Source organism: Streptomyces sp. PL-29 (assembly GCF_058344425.1).
This window is the reverse complement of the sequence record NZ_CP136996.1, coordinates 5778459-5795754: the sequence shown is the minus strand read 5'-3', so window position 1 is coordinate 5795754 and position 17296 is coordinate 5778459. Positions and strand designations below refer to the sequence as shown.

General features: G+C 71.1%; 16 protein-coding genes. 11 read left to right on the top strand and 5 right to left on the bottom strand.

What is annotated here, in order from left to right:
- Window positions 1–114: 114 nt before the first annotated feature.
- Window positions 115–1902: a glyoxylate carboligase gene (gene gcl, locus R4Z63_RS26560; RefSeq protein ID WP_078555771.1), complete on the bottom strand. Its 1788-nt coding sequence runs from the start codon at window positions 1900–1902 to the stop codon at window positions 115–117.
- A 267-nt stretch (window positions 1903–2169) separates the two neighbouring features.
- On the opposite strand from gcl, the gene R4Z63_RS26555 reads away from it, so the two are divergent.
- Together R4Z63_RS26555 and R4Z63_RS26550 are read left to right on the top strand one after the other, a co-directional pair.
- Window positions 2170–3012: a hypothetical protein gene (locus R4Z63_RS26555; RefSeq protein WP_384447274.1), complete on the top strand. Its 843-nt coding sequence runs from the start codon at window positions 2170–2172 to the stop codon at window positions 3010–3012.
- A gap of 54 nt (window positions 3013–3066) precedes the next feature.
- Window positions 3067–3555 carry a glutathione peroxidase gene (locus R4Z63_RS26550; RefSeq protein ID WP_384447272.1) on the top strand — a complete coding sequence of 163 codons (489 nt, stop codon included), beginning with the start codon at window positions 3067–3069 and terminating at the stop codon, window positions 3553–3555.
- Between the two features lie 189 nt (window positions 3556–3744).
- Here R4Z63_RS26550 and R4Z63_RS26545 read toward each other — a convergent pair whose 3' ends face one another.
- Window positions 3745–5460 (bottom strand): AMP-binding protein, encoded by a 1716-nt coding sequence (locus R4Z63_RS26545; protein ID WP_384447270.1) that lies wholly within the window; start codon window positions 5458–5460, stop codon window positions 3745–3747.
- A 107-nt stretch (window positions 5461–5567) separates the two neighbouring features.
- Complete coding sequence (locus tag R4Z63_RS26540; RefSeq protein WP_384447268.1) at window positions 5568–6686, bottom strand: winged helix DNA-binding domain-containing protein; 1119 nt, start codon at window positions 6684–6686, stop codon at window positions 5568–5570.
- A 964-nt stretch (window positions 6687–7650) separates the two neighbouring features.
- On the opposite strand from R4Z63_RS26540, the gene R4Z63_RS26535 reads away from it, so the two are divergent.
- From R4Z63_RS26535 to R4Z63_RS26500, 8 genes are all read left to right on the top strand, one after another.
- Window positions 7651–8874, top strand: a complete 1224-nt coding sequence (locus tag R4Z63_RS26535) for an ATP-binding protein (RefSeq protein WP_384447266.1) — start codon at window positions 7651–7653, stop codon at window positions 8872–8874.
- Window positions 8871–9713 (top strand): roadblock/LC7 domain-containing protein, encoded by an 843-nt coding sequence (locus R4Z63_RS26530; RefSeq protein ID WP_384447264.1) that lies wholly within the window; start codon window positions 8871–8873, stop codon window positions 9711–9713. Before R4Z63_RS26535 ends, R4Z63_RS26530 begins: the two co-directional genes overlap by 4 nt.
- On the top strand, window positions 9706–10101 hold the full coding sequence (locus R4Z63_RS26525) for a DUF742 domain-containing protein (protein ID WP_037915632.1): 396 nt from the start codon (window positions 9706–9708) through the stop codon (window positions 10099–10101). Before R4Z63_RS26530 ends, R4Z63_RS26525 begins: the two co-directional genes overlap by 8 nt.
- A gap of 4 nt (window positions 10102–10105) precedes the next feature.
- Window positions 10106–10666, top strand: a complete 561-nt coding sequence (locus R4Z63_RS26520) for a GTP-binding protein (protein WP_030237619.1) — start codon at window positions 10106–10108, stop codon at window positions 10664–10666.
- A 10-nt stretch (window positions 10667–10676) separates the two neighbouring features.
- Window positions 10677–12053 (top strand): cytochrome P450 family protein, encoded by a 1377-nt coding sequence (locus tag R4Z63_RS26515; protein ID WP_037915627.1) that lies wholly within the window; start codon window positions 10677–10679, stop codon window positions 12051–12053.
- Window positions 12054–12156: 103 nt separating this feature from the next.
- On the top strand, window positions 12157–13404 hold the full coding sequence (locus R4Z63_RS26510) for a cytochrome P450 (RefSeq protein ID WP_384447261.1): 1248 nt from the start codon (window positions 12157–12159) through the stop codon (window positions 13402–13404).
- Window positions 13401–14186 carry an enoyl-CoA hydratase/isomerase family protein gene (locus R4Z63_RS26505; RefSeq protein ID WP_384447258.1) on the top strand — a complete coding sequence of 262 codons (786 nt, stop codon included), beginning with the start codon at window positions 13401–13403 and terminating at the stop codon, window positions 14184–14186. Before R4Z63_RS26510 ends, R4Z63_RS26505 begins: the two co-directional genes overlap by 4 nt.
- Before the next feature lie 160 nt (window positions 14187–14346).
- Entirely contained in the window at window positions 14347–14508 is a 162-nt protein-coding gene (locus R4Z63_RS26500; protein WP_384447256.1) for a hypothetical protein, read from the top strand.
- A 7-nt stretch (window positions 14509–14515) separates the two neighbouring features.
- Here the strand turns inward: R4Z63_RS26500 and R4Z63_RS26495 are convergent, their stop codons facing one another.
- Both R4Z63_RS26495 and R4Z63_RS26490 read right to left on the bottom strand, forming a co-directional pair.
- Complete coding sequence (locus R4Z63_RS26495; RefSeq protein ID WP_384447254.1) at window positions 14516–14899, bottom strand: hypothetical protein; 384 nt, start codon at window positions 14897–14899, stop codon at window positions 14516–14518.
- A gap of 190 nt (window positions 14900–15089) precedes the next feature.
- Window positions 15090–16133 carry a saccharopine dehydrogenase NADP-binding domain-containing protein gene (locus R4Z63_RS26490; protein WP_384447252.1) on the bottom strand — a complete coding sequence of 348 codons (1044 nt, stop codon included), beginning with the start codon at window positions 16131–16133 and terminating at the stop codon, window positions 15090–15092.
- A gap of 134 nt (window positions 16134–16267) precedes the next feature.
- Here R4Z63_RS26490 and R4Z63_RS26485 point away from each other — a divergent pair, with 134 nt between their 5' ends.
- Window positions 16268–17278, top strand: a complete 1011-nt coding sequence (locus tag R4Z63_RS26485) for a helix-turn-helix domain-containing protein (protein ID WP_384447250.1) — start codon at window positions 16268–16270, stop codon at window positions 17276–17278.
- Window positions 17279–17296 lie beyond the last annotated feature (18 nt).

Genomic DNA, 17296 nt, shown 5'->3' with positions numbered 1-17296 from the left:
CTCCGCCTCCGCCGCGGCCCACGGCGCGCGAGGACCGGCCGGAAGCACGACGCGCCGCGACCCCCGCCCTCCTCGTGGGGGACGGGGGTCGCGGCGTACGGCCGGAGCCGGGGATCAGACCTTCAGGGCCTTGATCGCGGTCGGGGCGTGACCGGGCTCGGTCGCGAGCTCCTCGAACTCGGTGACGTCGCTCATGTCGACGGTCTTGCTCATCGAGATGTTGGTGATGCGCTCCAGGATGGCCTCGACGACGACCGGGACCTGGAACTCCTGGGCCAGCTTCTTGGCCTGCTCGAAGGCGGCACCCAGCTCGTTCGGGTCGGTGACGCGGATGGCCTTGACGCCGAGGCCCTCGGCGACCTTGACGTGGTCGACGCCGTAGGCGCCGATCTCCGGGGTGTTGATGTTCTCGAACTCGAGGTTGACCTCGAAGTTGATGCCGAGACCGCCCTGCGCCTGACGGATCAGGCCGAGGTAGGCGTTGTTGACGAGGACGTGGACGTAGGGGACCTTGTGCTGGGCCGCGACCGCCAGCTCCTCGATCATGAACTGGAAGTCGTAGTCGCCCGAGAGCGCGACGATCGGGGTCTGCGGGTCCGCGGTGGCGGCACCGATGGCGGCCGGGATGGTCCAGCCGAGCGGACCTGCCTGGCCGCAGTTGATCCAGTGGCGCGGCTTGTAGACGTGCAGCATCTGCGCGCCGGCGATCTGGGAGAGGCCGATCGTGGTGACGTAGCGGGTCTCGGGGCCGAACGCCTTGTTCATCTCCTCGTAGACGCGCTGCGGCTTCATGGGGATGTTGTCGAAGTGCGTGCGGCGCTGCAGGGTGGCCTTGCGCTCCTGGGCGGAGGCGGCCCAGGCGGAGAAGTCCGGCAGCTTGCCCTCCGCCTTGAGCTCCTTGGCGACCTCGATGAAGAGCTCCAGCGCCGCCTTGGCGTCGGAGGCGATGCCGAAGTCCGGGGCGAAGATCTTGCCGATCTGGGTGGGCTCGATGTCGACGTGGACGAACGTGCGGTCGCCCAGGTACGCGTCCAGGTTGTAGCCGGTGTGACGGTTGGCCCAGCGGTTGCCGATGCCGAGGACGACGTCCGACTCCAGGAAGGTCGCGTTGCCGTAGCGGTGCGAGGTCTGGACTCCGACCATGCCGGCCGCCAGCTCGTGGTCGTCCGGGATGACGCCCCAGCCCATCAGGGTGGAGATGACCGGGATGTTGGTCAGCTCGGCGAACTCGACCAGCAGGTCGGAGGCGTCGGCGTTGATGATGCCGCCGCCGGCGACGATCAGCGGGCGCTCGGACTCCAGCAGGAAGCTCAGGGCCTTCTCGGCCTGCGCCCGGCTGGCCTGCGGCTTGTAGACCGGCAGCGGCTGGTAGGTCGCCGGGTCGAACTCGATCTCGGTCAGCTGGACGTCGATCGGCAGGTCGATGAGGACCGGGCCGGGACGGCCGGAGCGCATGAGGTGGAACGCCTGCTGGAAGACGCCGGGGACCTGTGCGGCCTCCAGGACCGTCGTGGCGGCCTTGGTGACCGGCTTGGCGATGGCGGCGATGTCGACGGCCTGGAAGTCCTCCTTGTGGAGCTTCGAGACCGGGGCCTGACCGGTGATGCACAGGATCGGGATGGAGTCCGCGATGGCCGAGTACAGGCCGGTGATCATGTCGGTGCCGGCCGGGCCCGAGGTACCGATGCAGACGCCGATGTTGCCCGCCTTGGCCCGCGTGTACCCCTCCGCCATGTGCGAGGCGCCCTCGACGTGGCGGGCGAGCGTGTGGTTGATGCCGCCCACGTTCTTGAGCTCGCGGTAGAAGGGGTTGATCGCAGCACCGGGAACACCGAACGCTTGTTCGACACCCTCGAGCTTGAGGATCTCAACTGCAGCAGCGGCGGCTGTCATACGAGGCATCAGGTTCTCCTGCGGGTCTGGCGGGTCAGGCTTTTCCGTAATCCGGAAGTTTTGTTCTGCTATACGGAACAAGCTAAGCGGCGTCTTCTTCGGCGTCAAGGCGGTGAAGGGCCCCGGAAGCCGCCAAATGCCGCATCTCGCTCGACGACTTGTACAAATCGCCGATCAGCCGACGGGAACGGGGCGGAAATGGCCTGCGCGCTCGCCCCGGTGGTCGCCGGTGGTGGAGCATGGACCCACGCACGGCGACGGAGGGGGCCAGGGGTCATGGCGGAAGCGGTACCGGTGCGCTGCCCGGCGTGCCTGCGCGAGAACGGCTACATCGCGCCGGTCTTCCCCTGCGCCTGCGGCAGCCCGGTCGATCCGCCGCTCGACCTGTCGGTGCCACCGGAGCAGCTGACCCACCGCACCTGGTCGGACAGCTGGGTGACGGTGCGGTGCACGGCCTGCGGGCGGGACAGCGAGTGGCCGCAGCCCGAGCTGGGCTGCGGGTCGTGCGGCACGGTGGTCCGGCTGCCGGTGCACCCACCCGAAGCCGGGACGGTCCCCGGCGCCACGGCGGCCGCGGGATCCGCCACGGGATCCGCCACGGACCCCGCCCCCGGCCTCGCCCCTCCGGGCCGCACCGCCACGGGGCGTAGCACCACGGGGCGCCCGGCCGCACCGCCGGGCATGGACCCGGACCCGGCGCACATACCGCCGCCTGCGACGGCTGCCGTCCCGCGGCCCGCATTCCGCCCCGTGACCATCCGGACGGCCCGGGACGCGGTGGCCACCGCCGCGCTGTACCTGCGCTGGCTCGGCTTCCAGGACGTACGGCAGCCCGACGGGCGCCCGATCCCCTCGGCGGCGGTGGACCTGCGGGCGCCGGGGCTGGTGGCCCAGGTGGACCCGACCACCGCGCCGGCCGGACTGCGGGCCGTGGAGTGCGTCTGGCTGAACGGGCTCACGGCCGCGGCGACCAGCGTCTACTTCTCGCTCGCCGGATACGCGGAGGACGCCCGCAGCCGCGCGGACGAGCTCGGCATACCGCTGTTCGTCATGGACCTCACCGGGATGCCGCAGCCGGTCAACGACCCGGCGGACGCGCTGGTCCGCTCAGGGGCGTAGCGGCCGACCCCTTAGGCTCGGGGCGTTACCTGCCGACTGGCCGAGGAGAGTCCCGTGAGCCTGTACGACATCCCGCTGACCACCCTGTCCGACGAACCCACGAGCCTGGCCGCGCACAAGGGCAAGGCGATCCTCCTGGTGAACACCGCGTCGCAGTGCGGGCTCACCCCGCAGTACTCGGGCCTGGCCCGCCTGCAGTTCGCGTACGAGCAGAAGGGCTTCACGGTCATCGGCGTGCCCTGCAACCAGTTCGGCGGGCAGGAGCCCGGCAACGCCGAGGACATCCAGACCTTCTGCGCGGCCGGCTTCGGTGTCACCTTCCCGATGCTGGAGAAGTCCGAGGTCAACGGCGAGAACCGGCACCCCCTCTACCAGGAGCTGGTGAAGACCCCCGACGCGGACGGCGCGGCGGGGGACATCCAGTGGAACTTCGAGAAGTTCCTCATCTCCCCCGCCGGCGAGGTCGTGGCACGCTTCCGTCCGCGCACCGAACCGGAGTCCCCCGAGGTCATCGCCGCGATCGAGGCGCACCTGCCCGCGTAGCCCGCATGGCCCGCGCCTCCCGCACAGCCGGCCGGCCCGCCGGGGTACCCGCGTAGGGGACCCCGCCCTCCGGGCCCTCGCGTACCGTCGCGTACGGGCTCGCGCACAGGGCCGCGTACGGGCGCTCGCACAGGGCCCGGGGGCGCCGCACCGCCCGGCCGGGCCCGGCCACCCCCGCCGCCCGGCGGCTCAGCCCAGGTCGGCCTCGCGGTACTCCGCCACCGAGCCCGCCGCCGTGAGTTCCCGCAGCTCGACCCGCCGGATCTTGCCGGACACGGTCTTCGGGAGCTCGCCGAACTCGATGCACCGGATCCTCTTGTACGGGGACAGCACGGCGCGGGAGTGCTCGAACAGCACCCGGGCGGTCTCCGGCCCCGGCTCCCAGCCGCCCGCGAGGGTGACGTACGCCTTCGGGACGGCCAGCCGCAGCTCGTCCGGGGCCGGGACGACGGCGGCCTCGGCGACCGCCGCGTGCTCCAGCAGCGCGCTCTCCAGCTCGAACGGGCTGATCTTGTAGTCGGAGGCCTTGAAGACGTCGTCGGAGCGCCCGACGTAGGTGAGGTATCCGTCGGCGTCCCGGGCGGCGATGTCGCCGGTCCGGTACAGCCCGTCCGCCATGGCCTCCGCGGTGCGCTCGGGGTCGTCGCGGTAGCCGGTCATCACCCCGGCGGGGCGGGCCCGCAGGTCCACGCACAGCTCGCCCTCGTCGGGGGATTCCTTGCCGGTGACCGGGTCCAGCAGGACGATCCCGTAACCGGGCGCCGGGCGGCCCATGGAACCGGGCTTGACCGGAGCGCCGGGGAAGTTGCCCACCTGGAGCGTGGTCTCGGTCTGGCCGAAACCGTCGCGGATGGTGACGCCCCAGGCCTCCCGGACCTTCTCGATGACCTCGGGATTGAGCGGCTCGCCGGCGGCGACGGCCTCCCGCGGAGGCCGGGCCAGCCGGGTGAGGTCGGACTGGATCAGCATCCGCCACACGGTGGGCGGGGCGCAGAAGGTGGTCACCCCGTGCCGGTCCATCTCCGCCATCAGGCGTTCGGCGTCGAAGCGGGCGTAGTTGTGCACGAAGACGGTGGCGCCGGCGTTCCAGGGGGCGAAGAGGTTGGACCAGGCGTGCTTGGCCCAGCCGGGCGAGGCGATGTTGAGGTGCACGTCGCCGGGGCGCAGTCCGAGCCAGTACATGGTGGACAGGTGCCCGATGGGGTACGAGGCGTGGGTGTGCTCCACGAGTTTGGGGCGGTCGGTGGTACCGGAGGTGAAGTAGAGCATCAGGGGGTCGGTGGCGAGGGTCTCCCCGTCGGGGACGAAACCGCCCTCGGCTCCCGGGGCGTCGGCGGCGGCCGTGGCGTCGGCCAGCGACAGCCAGCCGGTGGGGATCCGCTCCCGGCCACCGGCGGCGATCCGGGTGTAGCCGCCGGGCACGTCGTCGAACTTGGCCGTGTCCTCGGCGCGCGCGACGACGTGGCGCACGTGGCCGCGCTCGACCCGGTCGCGCAGGTCGGCCGCGCCGAGGAGGGGGGTGGCGGGGATGACGACGGCGCGCAGCTTCATCGCGCCGAGCATCACCTCCCACAGCTCGCGCTGGTTGCCGAGCATGACGAGGATCCGGTCGCCCGGTACGACACCGCGGGCGCGCAGCCAGTTGGCGGTCGCGTCGGAGAGCGCGGAGAGCTGCGCGAAGGAGAGGGCCTCGCTGCTGCCGTCCTCCTCGACGATGCGCAGGGCGTCGGCGTCGTTGCCGGCGGCGATGTGGTCGAACCAGTCGAGGGCCCAGTTGAAGCGGTGGGGGCGGGGCCAGGTGAATCCGGTGTGGGCGGCTTCGTAGTCGCCGCGTCGCTCCAGCAGGAAGTCCCGCGCGGCGAGGAACTGGGCGGTGGCGCTGCTGCGGGCACTTTCGATCGTCATGGCAGGTATCGTGCCGCGTTCGCCGTACCGACCACCAGGGCCGCGTCAGCCGCGAGTTGACCGCCTGCCGTACGTCGGGCACGCCTCGGGCACGCCTCGGCGGCGGCTCAGTGGCGGATCGGCGCGAACCGTACGGACGGGGCGGGCCGGCCGGTCCCCCCGGGCGGCGCGCCCATGTCGGCGATCAGCTTCTCCCCCTCGGCGACGATCTCCTGCTCGGCCGCCTTCGGTACGCTGCCGAACAGTTCGACGGTGAGCGCCGCGCCCTCCAGCTTCCACAGGCCGGCGAGGAAACCGTCCACGAGCAGGGTGCAGTGGGCCTGGTTCCCGGTCCAGCTGCGCCCCTTGACCTCGGGGGCGACCAGGCGGGTGCGGTCGGCGTGCGAGAGCAGGAGGTTGTCGAACTCCGGGAGGAAGCGTGGCGGCGCCGGGGTGTCGGCGCCGGGCCGGGGCGCGTCGGGCAGGTCGAAGAGCTCCACACCCCTCTCGTCGCGGAAGACCGCCAGTCCCGGCCGCAGCCGCTCGAAGGCCTCGCGCAACCGGGTCAGCCCGGCCCAGGTCTGCATGTCCTTGACGGAGGCGGGCCCGAAGGCGGCGAGGTAGCGCAGCACGACGTCGTCCACGGGCTGAGCGGCCCCGGCGGGCCGGCCGAGCCAGTTCTCGATGGTGGTGAGCCGTACCTGGCCGCTGCGTCCCCACACCCCGCGGGGCGTGACCTGGACCAGAGGCAGCCGGCAGCGCGCCGCGACGGACAGGGACTGCGGGTCGGCGCCGGGCCATTCCTCCAGCAGGTCCGCGCGGATCTCGGCCATGGTGCGCGGCGCGCTGTCGACGAAGGCCCGTGCCCGGTCGGCCAGCCGGTCCAGGTCCACCCCGGCGAGGCCCTTGCGGAAGTGGTCGATCTCGCGGTCACGGGCGGGCTGGACGAGCGGGCGCAGGGTGAGGGCGTCGTACGCGGTGTGGGTGTGGATGGTGGAGCGCATGGTGACCATCCGGACCACCTCACGGGACTCCATCAGCCCGGCCAGTTCGGCGGGCTGGAAGCGGGCGAGCCGGGCGTGCAGCTGGAAGTAGGGCGGTCTGACGTTCTGTGCCTGCAGCCCGAGCAGGTGGGTGACGGCGTCCCGCGCGGACAGCTCGGCACGGCTCAGCAGCAGCTGGCGGGCGAGCGTGGCACGGTTCAGTGCGCGGGTGTCGAGTACGGGAGGTGTCGTCCTGGAGGCCATGGCAGCAAGCTATCCGCCCTTGCGGACAGGGAGTGTCCGCAACTCGGTACCGGAATCTCGGTCTGAATCCCGACCACGCCGGAACCCGGCCCCCATTCCCCACCAGCGAAGGCATCGGAACGTCCTGCCTCCACCATGAGCACCCCGGAGGGCGAGGCCGGTGAACCCCCTCGTCCCCACCGGCCTCGACCGGCACCGCCGGAGCCCCGGCGGGAGCGTCGAGCTGTTCCTCGACGTCCGCGTCGGCGAGCGGCCCGGAGTACCGGCCCGCACGATGACCGACCGCCGCGCCCCGACCGGCGACGATTCGACTTCGGAGGCCGGATTGGCTGGAAAGAATCCGGGGAGAATGCACATCTCGACCCCACAGGGATTCGAATGACCCCGCGCGCGGATTTCGCCCGGTTATGCGAATATCCGGGAACCAGGCGACCGGATTCAGGCCACCTGAGCCGATTGGGTCTTGTTCGAGCCCCGCCTGGGCCGATGCGGCCGAGCAACACCTCCCCATTCGACGCAAAAGCCCAACACGCTCCCGTCACCAATGAACTGGACGCCGCGGCCACGCCGCCGCCACCTGCCGATGGCGCCCGCCCGAGCTTCGATTGACGGCCTCTCGGATTGATGTGAGGGATTGCCGCTCCTCTCGTGAAGAAGTGCTTGACGGATCAACGGATAGAGGGGCGGCCGATGGGAGATGCGGGCTCGAAAGGCCCATGTCAACCTGCTCCCGTCACAGCCGGGTTGGGCGGATGCGGCACCAAGGCAGGCGTCCGATGGGGCGGAGATCCGGTGATAGCATCCCCACATCTGTGATCTTGATCCGTTTTTACACAGATACTGATTGTGATCGGCGTCACGTTCTCTGCATAACAGCAGGTGAACTGTGCTGATCAGCTGTGTTGCGGGGCCTCGCGAGGTGTATCTGCAGCCGTCCGCATGTCATGCGCCGGGAAAGGTTTCCATGAATCGAGACGCACTTGTGTGGTGCCTGGTTGCGGTGGCGGCGATATCCGTCGCCGCGGTCGTGGCACTCGTCGCCCGCAACAGAGCGCTGGAGGCGAAGAAGGAGCACACCGAGACCGACCTGAGGCAGCAGCTGCTCGCGGTGGACAACCACCTGCACTCCTCACGCGCCGAGCTGCAGGCCTTCCGGCACGAGCAGGACGCCGCGATCCGCGAGGCCAAGGAAGCGGCGGAGGAGAACACCAAGTCCGTCCTCAAGGGCGCCGCGAGTCTCCTGCAGAGCCTCGCCGCCGAGCAGACGACGCTGCTGGACGCGATCCAGCGCAAGTACGGTGGACACGCCGTCCTCAGCGACCTGTTGGACGTCAACCACGCCAACGCCCAGATGGCGCGCAAGGCCCAGGGCATCGCCGTCATGTGCGGTGCGCCGCTCGGCCGGCGCAACCGGCCCGCCAGCGTCTACGACGTGGTGCGCAGCGCTCAGGGCCAGATCCGCAACTTCCACCGGGTCGCGATCATGCAGCAGACCGGTCTCGCCCTCAAGGCGTCCGCGGTCGCGCCCGTCGCGCTCGCTGTGGCGGAACTGCTCGACAACGCCGCCAGCTTCTCGCAGCACGACGCGCCGATCGAAGTGACGTTCCAGCGCGTCCAGAACAACCTGTGCATCGTCATCGACGACGCCGGCGTCAGCATGAACGACGAGGACCGGCAGCGGGCGACCGCGCTGCTCTCCGGGGAAGTGACACCCCGACTGTCGCAGCTCGGCACCCAGCCCAAGTTCGGCTTTCCCGTCATCGGACTGATCGCACGTCAGCACGGCTTCAAGGTGGACGTCACCGGAGTCTCCCGGTACGGCGGCGTCAGGGCCGTCGTCCTCTTGCCCGAGGAGCTGTGGACCATGGAGGAGATACCGGCCGTCCAGGAGGCTCCGGTCAGCAACATCCGGCGCACCTCCGAGAATCGGCCCCAGGGTGCGCCTCAGAGCATGCCGCAGAGCGCCCCGTCGCGCACGATGCACGGTCTGCCCAAGCGCGGCGCGCGCCAGGCGCCCATCGCCAGTGTCCCCGATCCCGACCCCCGCCCCGACACCAGCTGGGCGGCGCCACGGAGCCCGGAAGAGACGGGCCGCGCTTCCGGGCGCAGCTTGGGGGCCTTCCAGCGCGGCACGCTCTCGGGCCGCAACCTTGACCCCACCTCGTTCGAAGGGCCCGAAAACGCATGACCGCAGACCTGTCGTGGATGCTAGAGGACATCGTGGACAACGTGCCCCGGGCACGTCACGCCGTCCTGCTGTCCGCGGACGGCCTCCCTCGCGGTGCGACGGAAGGCCTAGCCGAGAACGATGTGCGCACCATCTCCGCCGCCATGGCCGGAATGCAGTCGCTCAGCCGGGCGACGGCCCACTTCGCCGGACCGGGGAACGACCGGCAGTGGAACCAGACCATCATCGAGTTCTCGCACGGCTGGAACTTCCTGATCGGGGCGGGGCAGGGCTCGTACCTCGCCGCCGCGGCCGCGCCTGATGTGGACATGCAGCAGATCTCCTTCCGCATGCACCGCCTCGTGGCCCGGCTGGGCAACAACCTCACCTCGCCGCCGCGGGTGGGCCACGAGGACGCCGGAGGGGCGCGGGGAAACGAGCCCCGGCAGCAGAGCCCCGGTGACGCGAAGTTCGTCCTCGGCGAGCTCGACCGGGTGGTGTCCGAGGTCCAGGGCGCCCGACACGCGGTGCTGCTGGGGTCGGACGGTCTTCCCCGCGGGGCCACCACCGGGATGAGCCGCGATCTGGCGGACACCATCTCCGCGGCCATGACGGGCATCCACGCCTACAGCCGGGTCACCGCCCAGTTCGCGGGGGTCGCCGAGGATGCGGAATGGCGTCAGACGGTCATCGAGTTCCAGCACGGCTGGATCTTCCTGCTGGCCGCCGGCCCCGACGCCTTCCTGGCGGCCGCCGCCGAACAGGTCTGTGACATTGAGGAGTTCACCACCCGACTGCACTCGGTGGTTCCCCGACTGACCGCGACGGCGACACCGGCGAAGGGGACAGGACATGCCTGAGTGGTCCGGACACGACGAAGAACTGGAACTGACGTCTCCGTTAGTTCCCCTCTTCGTGATCACGAACGGACGAGCGCTGCCCCCGGACCACGAGTACGAGCACACGACGCTCGTGACAGCGACGGGGGCGGAGAACGGGCAGGTCGCGGCACGCATGCTGTCGCCGGAAGCGGGGCGGGTCATGGACCTGGTCGCGGATGGATTCCTGTCCGTGGCCGAGGTGGCGGGGCACACGCATCTGCCCCTGGGCGTCGTCCGCATCCTGCTGGCGCAGTTGGAGGAAGACGGCCTCATCCTCGCGAGGTCACCGATACCGCGCGCCGAACGTGTCGACAGAGAACTGGTCAGCGCCGTGCTCGAAGGCCTGAAGAATCGATTCGGAGCGTAAACGCGTGTACCTGGATCCAGATGTCTCCCACGCGGTGAAGATCCTCATTGTGGGGCACTTCGGGGTCGGCAAGACCACCTGCATCGGCAGCCTCTCCGAGATCGAGCCCCTGCGGACCGAGGAAGAGATCACCGAGGCCAGCGTGGGCTTCGATGACCTGTCGGGCACGCCCGACAAGACGACCACCACCGTCGCCATGGACTTCGGCCGGCTGACCCTCAGCGACACCCTGGTGCTCTACCTCTTCGGTACGCCCGGCCAGGAGCGTTTCAAGGAGATGTGGGAGGAGCTCTCCCGGGGCGCCCTGGGCGCACTCGTCCTGGTCGATCCGGAGCGGCTGCACGAGTCCTTCCCCGTCCTGGATCTCGTCGAGCGCTTCGGCCTGACGTACGCCATCGCCGTGAACCACTTCGAGGGCACCACGCACTACCCGCTCGACGAGGTGCGCGAAGCGCTGAACCTCACCGACGAGACCCCTGTCGTGGAGTGCGACGTACGGGATGAGAACTCCTCGGCGCAGGCCCTCATCACCCTCGTGAAACACCTCATGTCCCAACTCGGCTAGGAGCGCAGGAATGCAACAGCCACGTGAACCGATGGAGATACCCCCCGGCTGCCCCGCGCACGGGAACGTCCAGATGTACGGTCCCTCGTTCGGAGCCGACCCCGACAGCCACTACGCGCAGCTGCGCCACTACGGACCCAGCGCGCCCGTGGACATCGCCCCCGACGTCCAGGCCGAGCTCGTCACCAGCTATGACGCCGCCCTGTACGTCCTGCAGAACCCCGCCTCCTTCGTGCGCGACTCCCGCCGCTGGAACGCCCTCAACGAAGGGCGCGTCCCGGCCGGCAGCCCGGCCCTGCCCATGATGGGCTACCGCCCCAACGCCCTCTTCAGCGATGGCGCGGCGCACGCCCGGCTGCGCGGGGCGGTGACCGACAGTCTCGCGACCGTCAACGAGCACCAGCTCATCCGGCAGACACAGCAGTCCGCCAACTACCTGATCAACCAGTTCAGTACCGACATCCGCGGCCAGGCGGAGCTGATGGCCGAATACGCCCAGCCGCTGCCCCTGCTGGTCTTCAGCGAACTGTTCGGCTGCCCGCCCGAGATCGGCGACCGCGTGATCGCCGGGATCAGCGGCATCTTCGAGGGGACCCCCGGGGCCGACGAGGTGCTCGGCGGGGCGCTCACGGAGCTGATCGCCCTCAAGCGGCGCCGTCCGAAGGACGACCTGACGACGCGCCTGATGGAGCACCCGGCCCAGCTGAGCGACGAGGAGGTCCTGCACCAGCTGGTCACCCTGCTCTCCGGCGGCACCGCGCCGCTGGCCGCGGCCATCGGAACCAGCAGCGCCCTGTACCTCGGGGAGGACTGGCAGGTCGGCCTCCCGGTCGAGGACGCGGTCTCCCAGACCCTCTGGAACTACGCGCCGATCGCCAACTACGCGGCCCACTACCCGACGCACGACGTCGAACTCGGCGACAGGGTGGTCCGGGCCAACGACCCGGTCCTCATCTCGTTCGCCGCGGCCAACACGGACCCGAAGCTGACCGAACACCGCGAACAGCTCAGCGCCAAGGCGCACCTGGCGTTCGGGGCGGGCCCGCACGCCTGCCCCGCCAAGGACCCGGCTTTCATGATCACCGTGACGGCCGTGGAGACGCTGCTCAACCAGCTCCTCGACGTGGAGATGCGGGTCCCGTTCAAGGCGCTCACCTGGGCTCCGAGCCCGTGGAGCCGCACCCTGGTCACCCTCCCGATCCGCTTCACCCCGAAGGCCGCCCCCCAGGCGTCCCAGCAGGCCGGATCGAACGCGGGCCAGGCCTCGCAGCAGCAGGCGGCGGCCTCCTCGCCCGCCGCCGGGCCCGCGCGCACGAGCACCGGTGCCGCGTCACAGCCCAAGGGTGGTTTGTTCAGTCGCTTCCTGGCCTGGACCAGGGGCGAGTGAGCAGAGTGTGATGCTAGTAACCTCCTGCGTGCTCAGTAGAGTGGATGCTCTAACGATCATGTGGGTAGGCATGGCGGCTGGTTCTCAGAAAGGAGCCGCCGTCATGGGGGTTGCCACAACTCCGTCGTACGACCGCCGGGCGTCCGCCTCCCTCTTCTCCCGTCTGCGGACGGCAAGAGGGCAGGCTGATCCCTTCCCGCTATACGCCGAGCTCCTCGCGCGGGGTGAGGTGGTCCCCGCCCCCTGGGGCGGCTTCGCCGTGACCGGCTTCGCCGCCTGCGACCAGGTCCTGCGCAGTCGTCAATGGCTGGAGCCCGACCGGGAATGGCGTGCGCGCCAGGGGCCCGGGACGCGCTGGAACGCGCCCTCCTCGCGCGAGATGAGCAATACCCTCGCCGCGCTCAACGCCCCGGACCACACCAAGGTGCGCCGGGCGGCGGGCACGTTCGACCGGTCCACCGTCGAGCGCATCGGCCACAATGTGCAACGGACGGCGGATCGGCTCCTCGACGCCTTCACCGAGCGAATACGCACCGGCGAGGCGGACTTCTCGGAGCTCGTCTGCGAGGAGCTGCCGGTCGCCACCATAGGTGACTGGCTCGGGCTGCCGCAGGCCGACTGGCCCACGCTACGCCGGTTGACCCACGATCAGGTCTTCACCCAGGAGCTGCTGCCGTCGGCCAGCCAGCTGGCCCTGTCCGACGCGGCCACCGCCGAACTCCGGGCCTATTTCATGGAGCTGGTGCGCGACCGACGCTCCCACCCCGGGAACGACCCGGTCACCGGATGGATCCGGGCGTGGGACGCGATCGAACCCGACCGGGACAAGGCCGACGAGGCGGTCTACTTCCTGGTCCTGTTCGTCCTGCTGGCCGCCCTGGAAACCACCGCGACCCTCCTCTCAACGATGACGCTGCGGCTCGTCGAGAGCCCCGAGCGCTGGGACATGGTCGCCGACAACCCGGACCTGGTGACCGGGTTCGTCGAAGAAACGCTTCGTCACGACCCGCCCACCCACGTGATCAGCCGGGTCGCCCCGGAGGACACCGTGCTGGGGGGCTTCGAGATCCGCCGCGACGAGATGGTCCACCTCATGGTCGCCGCGGCGCACCGGGACCCGGCCAGGCACCGCGACCCGGACCGGTTCGACCCCGCACGCGTGCCCGGCCACCTCGCCTTCAGCGGCGGCATCCACTACTGCCTCGGCGCGCCCCTGGCCCGCCTCGAAGCCCAGACCCTGCTCCGCCGGCTGATCCGGCGCCTTCCCCGCCTCACTCTTGTACGCCCCCCGTCGATGGCGCCGCGTGTGGCGTTCCGGCGCCTCCTGAACCTGGACGTGGCACTCGCATGATCGAATGGACCCCCTCCCCCCTGCGCACCCGGACCGCGCCCAAGGCGCTCCGCGCCGAGCAGGACGGCCCCGTCCTGCACGTCCGCCTCAACCCCTGGGGGCAGGACGACACGCTGGACACCGCGGTTCTGGACGACCTCATCGCCCTGCTCGACGACCTCCACGACAGACCCGACGTCCGGATCCTGACGCTGTCGTCGCTAGGTCCGGACTTCTGCCTGGGTGCCGACCGCGACGAGTACCAGGAGGCGCTGGGCGACGATCCGTCGGGGGCTGAACTGCGTCGCATCGCCGACAAGGCGCACCGCCTGTGCCAGGCCCTGGAGAACACCCACGCGGTCACCATCGCCCGGCTACACGGGCGGGTCATCGGCGCGGGCCTGGCCCTCGCCGCCTTCTGCGATCTGCGCGCCGGTGCCGACACCAGCCGCTTTCGCATGCCGGAGGTCGGCATCGGGCTACCGCCGGCGTGGGGTGGGGCGATGGGACGCCTGGTCTCCGAGGCCGGCGCCTCCAGGATGCGCGAGCTCATGCTCACCTGCGACGTCTTCGACGCCGACACGGCCCACCGTATCGGTCTGCTGCACCGGACCGCCCCGCTCGACCAGCTGGACGCGGTGGTCGACTCCTGGACCAGGCCCCTCGTCCGACGCTCGCCCGAAGCACTCGTCCTGACCAAACGGATGCTGGCCGGCTACGCACGGGCGGACAGGACGGCAGACGTCTCCCTGCTCGACTCCCATCTCCTGGCAGCTGCTCTCCATCAGCGCGCCAGGGGCTGACCCCTCGCAGGCCGATGCGGGCGCCCGGTCCGCGGACGCCACGCCCACCGGCTCGCCTTCGCGGCGGCCCACGTCCACCTGGCGGGGCGCCCTCGTCGGCTCCGGCGTCTTCCTCTGCGGCACGCCCAGGCCCTTCGCCGCCCCGGCCGGTGCGGACGGCGTGCTCGCCGCGCGTGACCGCTCCCTGACCGAGGCCGCGGCATCGCTGGGGGACGACGCCCCCGGGGCGCGCGCCGTGGTCGTCCCGGCCGAGGGCTACGACGGCATTGCCTGCGTGGCACGCGCGTCCTGCTCCCTCCCACTGCCGCCGGTGGAGGGCTGAGGCCCTTTCACGGCGAGCGGGGAAAGAGCGCGCGGACGAGGGCGAGAGTGCTGAGGGCGAACATCAGCACGCCCAGGGGAACGTGCAACGAGGCCACGTGCGCGACGCCGAGTGCGACCTGAGCCGAGGCGAGGAGGAGGAAGCCGGTGGAGTACAGGATCGGGCGCGGGGACCCGCCGCCCGGGCGCCAGGCGAGGACCGTGGCGAGGACGTACAGCATGGCGGCCGCGTACATCACCTTCGATCCGTAGTCGTGCAGCGTGTAGGCGCGGGACGAGGTCAGCAGCAGGCCCGCGGTGGAGGCCTGGAAGAAGAGCGCGAGGGTCTGCAGGACGGTCGCGGTTCTGAGGAAGGTGCTGCCGCGCGGCGCCGCGGTGGTCGTGGCGGTCATGGTGGGGTCGTCCTCTCCGGTCGTGTGCGGTGGCGGGGATGCCCGCGTTCGTCGGCGTCGAGCCGCGGATCAGGGGTCGCGGGGTGGTGTCCTGGTGCGTGCGGCCTCAAGACACCGCGTCGACCGGCCCTGTGACAACCTGTGGCGCAGATCACCCGGGAACAGGGCGGGGGGCAGGGGCGGTACGCCGCTACGGCAGCGGGCCGAGGGTGACGTGCGGGGAGAGCGCCCGCAGGAAGTCCGGGGCGTCGAACATCTCCCCCGCGGCGGCGACGCCGACGGTGCGGGTACGGCCCGTGAGGACGCGTTCGAGGGCTTCGACGACGAGGGGGGCCGTGACGGCGTAGATGTCCTGGCCATGGGCCACCGCGCGGCGTTCGGCGCCGCCGCGCCGGACGACGGCGTCGACGACGAAGGTCTGGTCGGACCGGCCGCTCGCATCGGCGGCGGCAGGCACGGGAGTTGCGGGGGCCGCGATGTCCCGGACGGCGTTGGTGGTCATGTAGGTCGTGACCTCCGGGACGGAGAGGTGGGTGGGCACGGTCACCACGTCGGCCATCGTGAACTCCCCGATCACGGGCCGGGTACCGGTCGGCTGCGGGAAGTGCCATTCGAGGGTGGGCGGGGCGTCGGTGCGGTGCTCCCACCGGCCCCCGGTGTAGCGCAGGCGCCCTTCACCGCGCCGCTCCCGGGAGACCGCGCCCGAGAGCCGTGTTCCCGCGGTGGGGTGCCAGCTGCTCAGGCCGTAGGCGATGTGCACCTCGTCGGCCTCGTCCCAGTCGCCCATGGCGGCGGTGGCCAGCAGGTCGCCGAGGCCGCCGAAGAAGGCCATCGCGGGGACGACGATCGCATCGGCGGCCCGCGCCCGGTCGGCGAAGTGGGCGAAGGTGTCGATGTTGGCCTCCAGTTCGGCCGCCACGTCCACGTACGGGATCCCGGCCCGCAGGGCGGCTTCGATCAGCGCGGCGGTCGTCGAGGCGAACGGCCCGGCGCAGTTGACGACGGCGGCCGTACCGGCCAGCGCGCGGTCGAGCGAGGTGGGGCCGTCCACCGTCGCCCGGCGGGCGGCCAGGCCGGTCTCGTCCGCGAGCGCCGCCAGCCCGGCGCTATCGCGGCCGGAGAGTACGGGGACGAAGCCCCGCTCCACCAGCTCCCGCACCACGAACCGGCCGGTGTGCCCGTACGCACCGAACACCGCCACGGCCTGGCCCGCCGCCTGCTGACCCGATCCCATGAACCCGCTCCTTCACCCGTCGAGTTGTGCGACGACGGCCCCGTACGGTCCGCCGCGCTCCGTCAGGAAGATCCTCGCGCGGAGCCACCCGGCCCACGAGTGTCCGGAACGACATGACCCGTACACTTCCGGACGTGACCACTGTTGCGCTGGCCATCACCGACGGCATGCTGCATTTCGAACTGTCCCTGGCGATCGAGGTCTTCGGCTCCGATCTGACCCATATCGTCAACCCCTGGTACGACTTCGCGCTCTGCGGTCCGAGCGCCGTCCAGGTCGACCGCTTCCGCCTCCTCCCCGATCACGGGCTCGACCGGCTCCGGACGGCCGACACCGTGATCGTCCCCGGCTGGGCCGACGTGGACCGGGAGCCGCCCGCCGAGCTCGTGGACGCCGTACGGGCGGCGCACGAGGCGGGGGCCCGGGTGGCCTCGCTGTGCACGGGCGCCTTCGTGCTCGCCGCCGCAGGCCTCCTCGACGGCCGGCTCGCGACGACGCACTGGGCGCACACCGACGAGCTGACCCGGCGCCACCCCCGGGTCACGGTGGATCCCGACGTGCTCTACGTCGACAACGGGAGCGTGCTCACCTCCGCGGGCAAGGCCGCCGCCATGGACCTCTGCCTGCACCTGGTGCGCCTCGACCACGGCTCGGCCGTCGCCAACACGATCGCCCGACGCCTGGTCGTCCCCCCGCACCGTGACGGGGGCCAGGCGCAGTTCGTGACCACTCCCGTGCCCGCTCCCGGCAGCCATCCCCTGGCCCGCCTGTTCCCCTGGGTGTTGCAGCGGCTGGACCAGGCGCTCACGGTGGAGGACCTGGCCCGTCAGGCCGGGATGAGCTCACGCCACCTGGGGCGCCATTTCAGGTCGGTGACCGGCACCACTCCGCTCCAGTGGCTGCTCACCCAGCGCATCCGGCATGCGCAGGAGCTGCTGGAGACCACCGACGACACCGTCGACACCATCGCGGCGGCCACCGGCATGGGCACGGCCACCACCCTGCGCCGCCACTTCGCCCGGACGGTGGGCGTCCCACCGGACACCTACCGCCGTACCTTCCGCACCCGGGCCCGGCCCGCCTCCGTCCCCGTCCCCGCCCTGCCGGACGGCACCGCTGCCGAGGCCTTCGTCCGGCCCGGGTAGGTGCTCGGCGACCCCGGC

Excerpts from the sequence above, each read along its gene's own strand:
- R4Z63_RS26555 (WP_384447274.1), top strand. The coding sequence starts at position 2,170 with ATGGCGGAAGCGGTACCGGTGCGCTGCCCGGCGTGCCTGCGCGAGAAC.
- R4Z63_RS26545 (WP_384447270.1), bottom strand. The coding sequence starts at position 5,460 with ATGACGATCGAAAGTGCCCGCAGCAGCGCCACCGCCCAGTTCCTCGCC.
- R4Z63_RS26535 (WP_384447266.1), top strand. The coding sequence starts at position 7,651 with ATGAATCGAGACGCACTTGTGTGGTGCCTGGTTGCGGTGGCGGCGATA.
- R4Z63_RS26525 (WP_037915632.1), top strand. The coding sequence starts at position 9,706 with ATGCCTGAGTGGTCCGGACACGACGAAGAACTGGAACTGACGTCTCCG.
- R4Z63_RS26505 (WP_384447258.1), top strand. The coding sequence starts at position 13,401 with ATGATCGAATGGACCCCCTCCCCCCTGCGCACCCGGACCGCGCCCAAG.
- R4Z63_RS26490 (WP_384447252.1), bottom strand. The coding sequence starts at position 16,133 with ATGGGATCGGGTCAGCAGGCGGCGGGCCAGGCCGTGGCGGTGTTCGGT.
- R4Z63_RS26495 (WP_384447254.1), bottom strand. The coding sequence starts at position 14,899 with ATGACCGCCACGACCACCGCGGCGCCGCGCGGCAGCACCTTCCTCAGA.
- R4Z63_RS26515 (WP_037915627.1), top strand. The coding sequence starts at position 10,677 with ATGCAACAGCCACGTGAACCGATGGAGATACCCCCCGGCTGCCCCGCG.
- R4Z63_RS26510 (WP_384447261.1), top strand. The coding sequence starts at position 12,157 with ATGGGGGTTGCCACAACTCCGTCGTACGACCGCCGGGCGTCCGCCTCC.
- R4Z63_RS26530 (WP_384447264.1), top strand. The coding sequence starts at position 8,871 with ATGACCGCAGACCTGTCGTGGATGCTAGAGGACATCGTGGACAACGTG.
- R4Z63_RS26540 (WP_384447268.1), bottom strand. The coding sequence starts at position 6,686 with ATGGCCTCCAGGACGACACCTCCCGTACTCGACACCCGCGCACTGAAC.
- gcl (WP_078555771.1), bottom strand. The coding sequence starts at position 1,902 with ATGCCTCGTATGACAGCCGCCGCTGCTGCAGTTGAGATCCTCAAGCTC.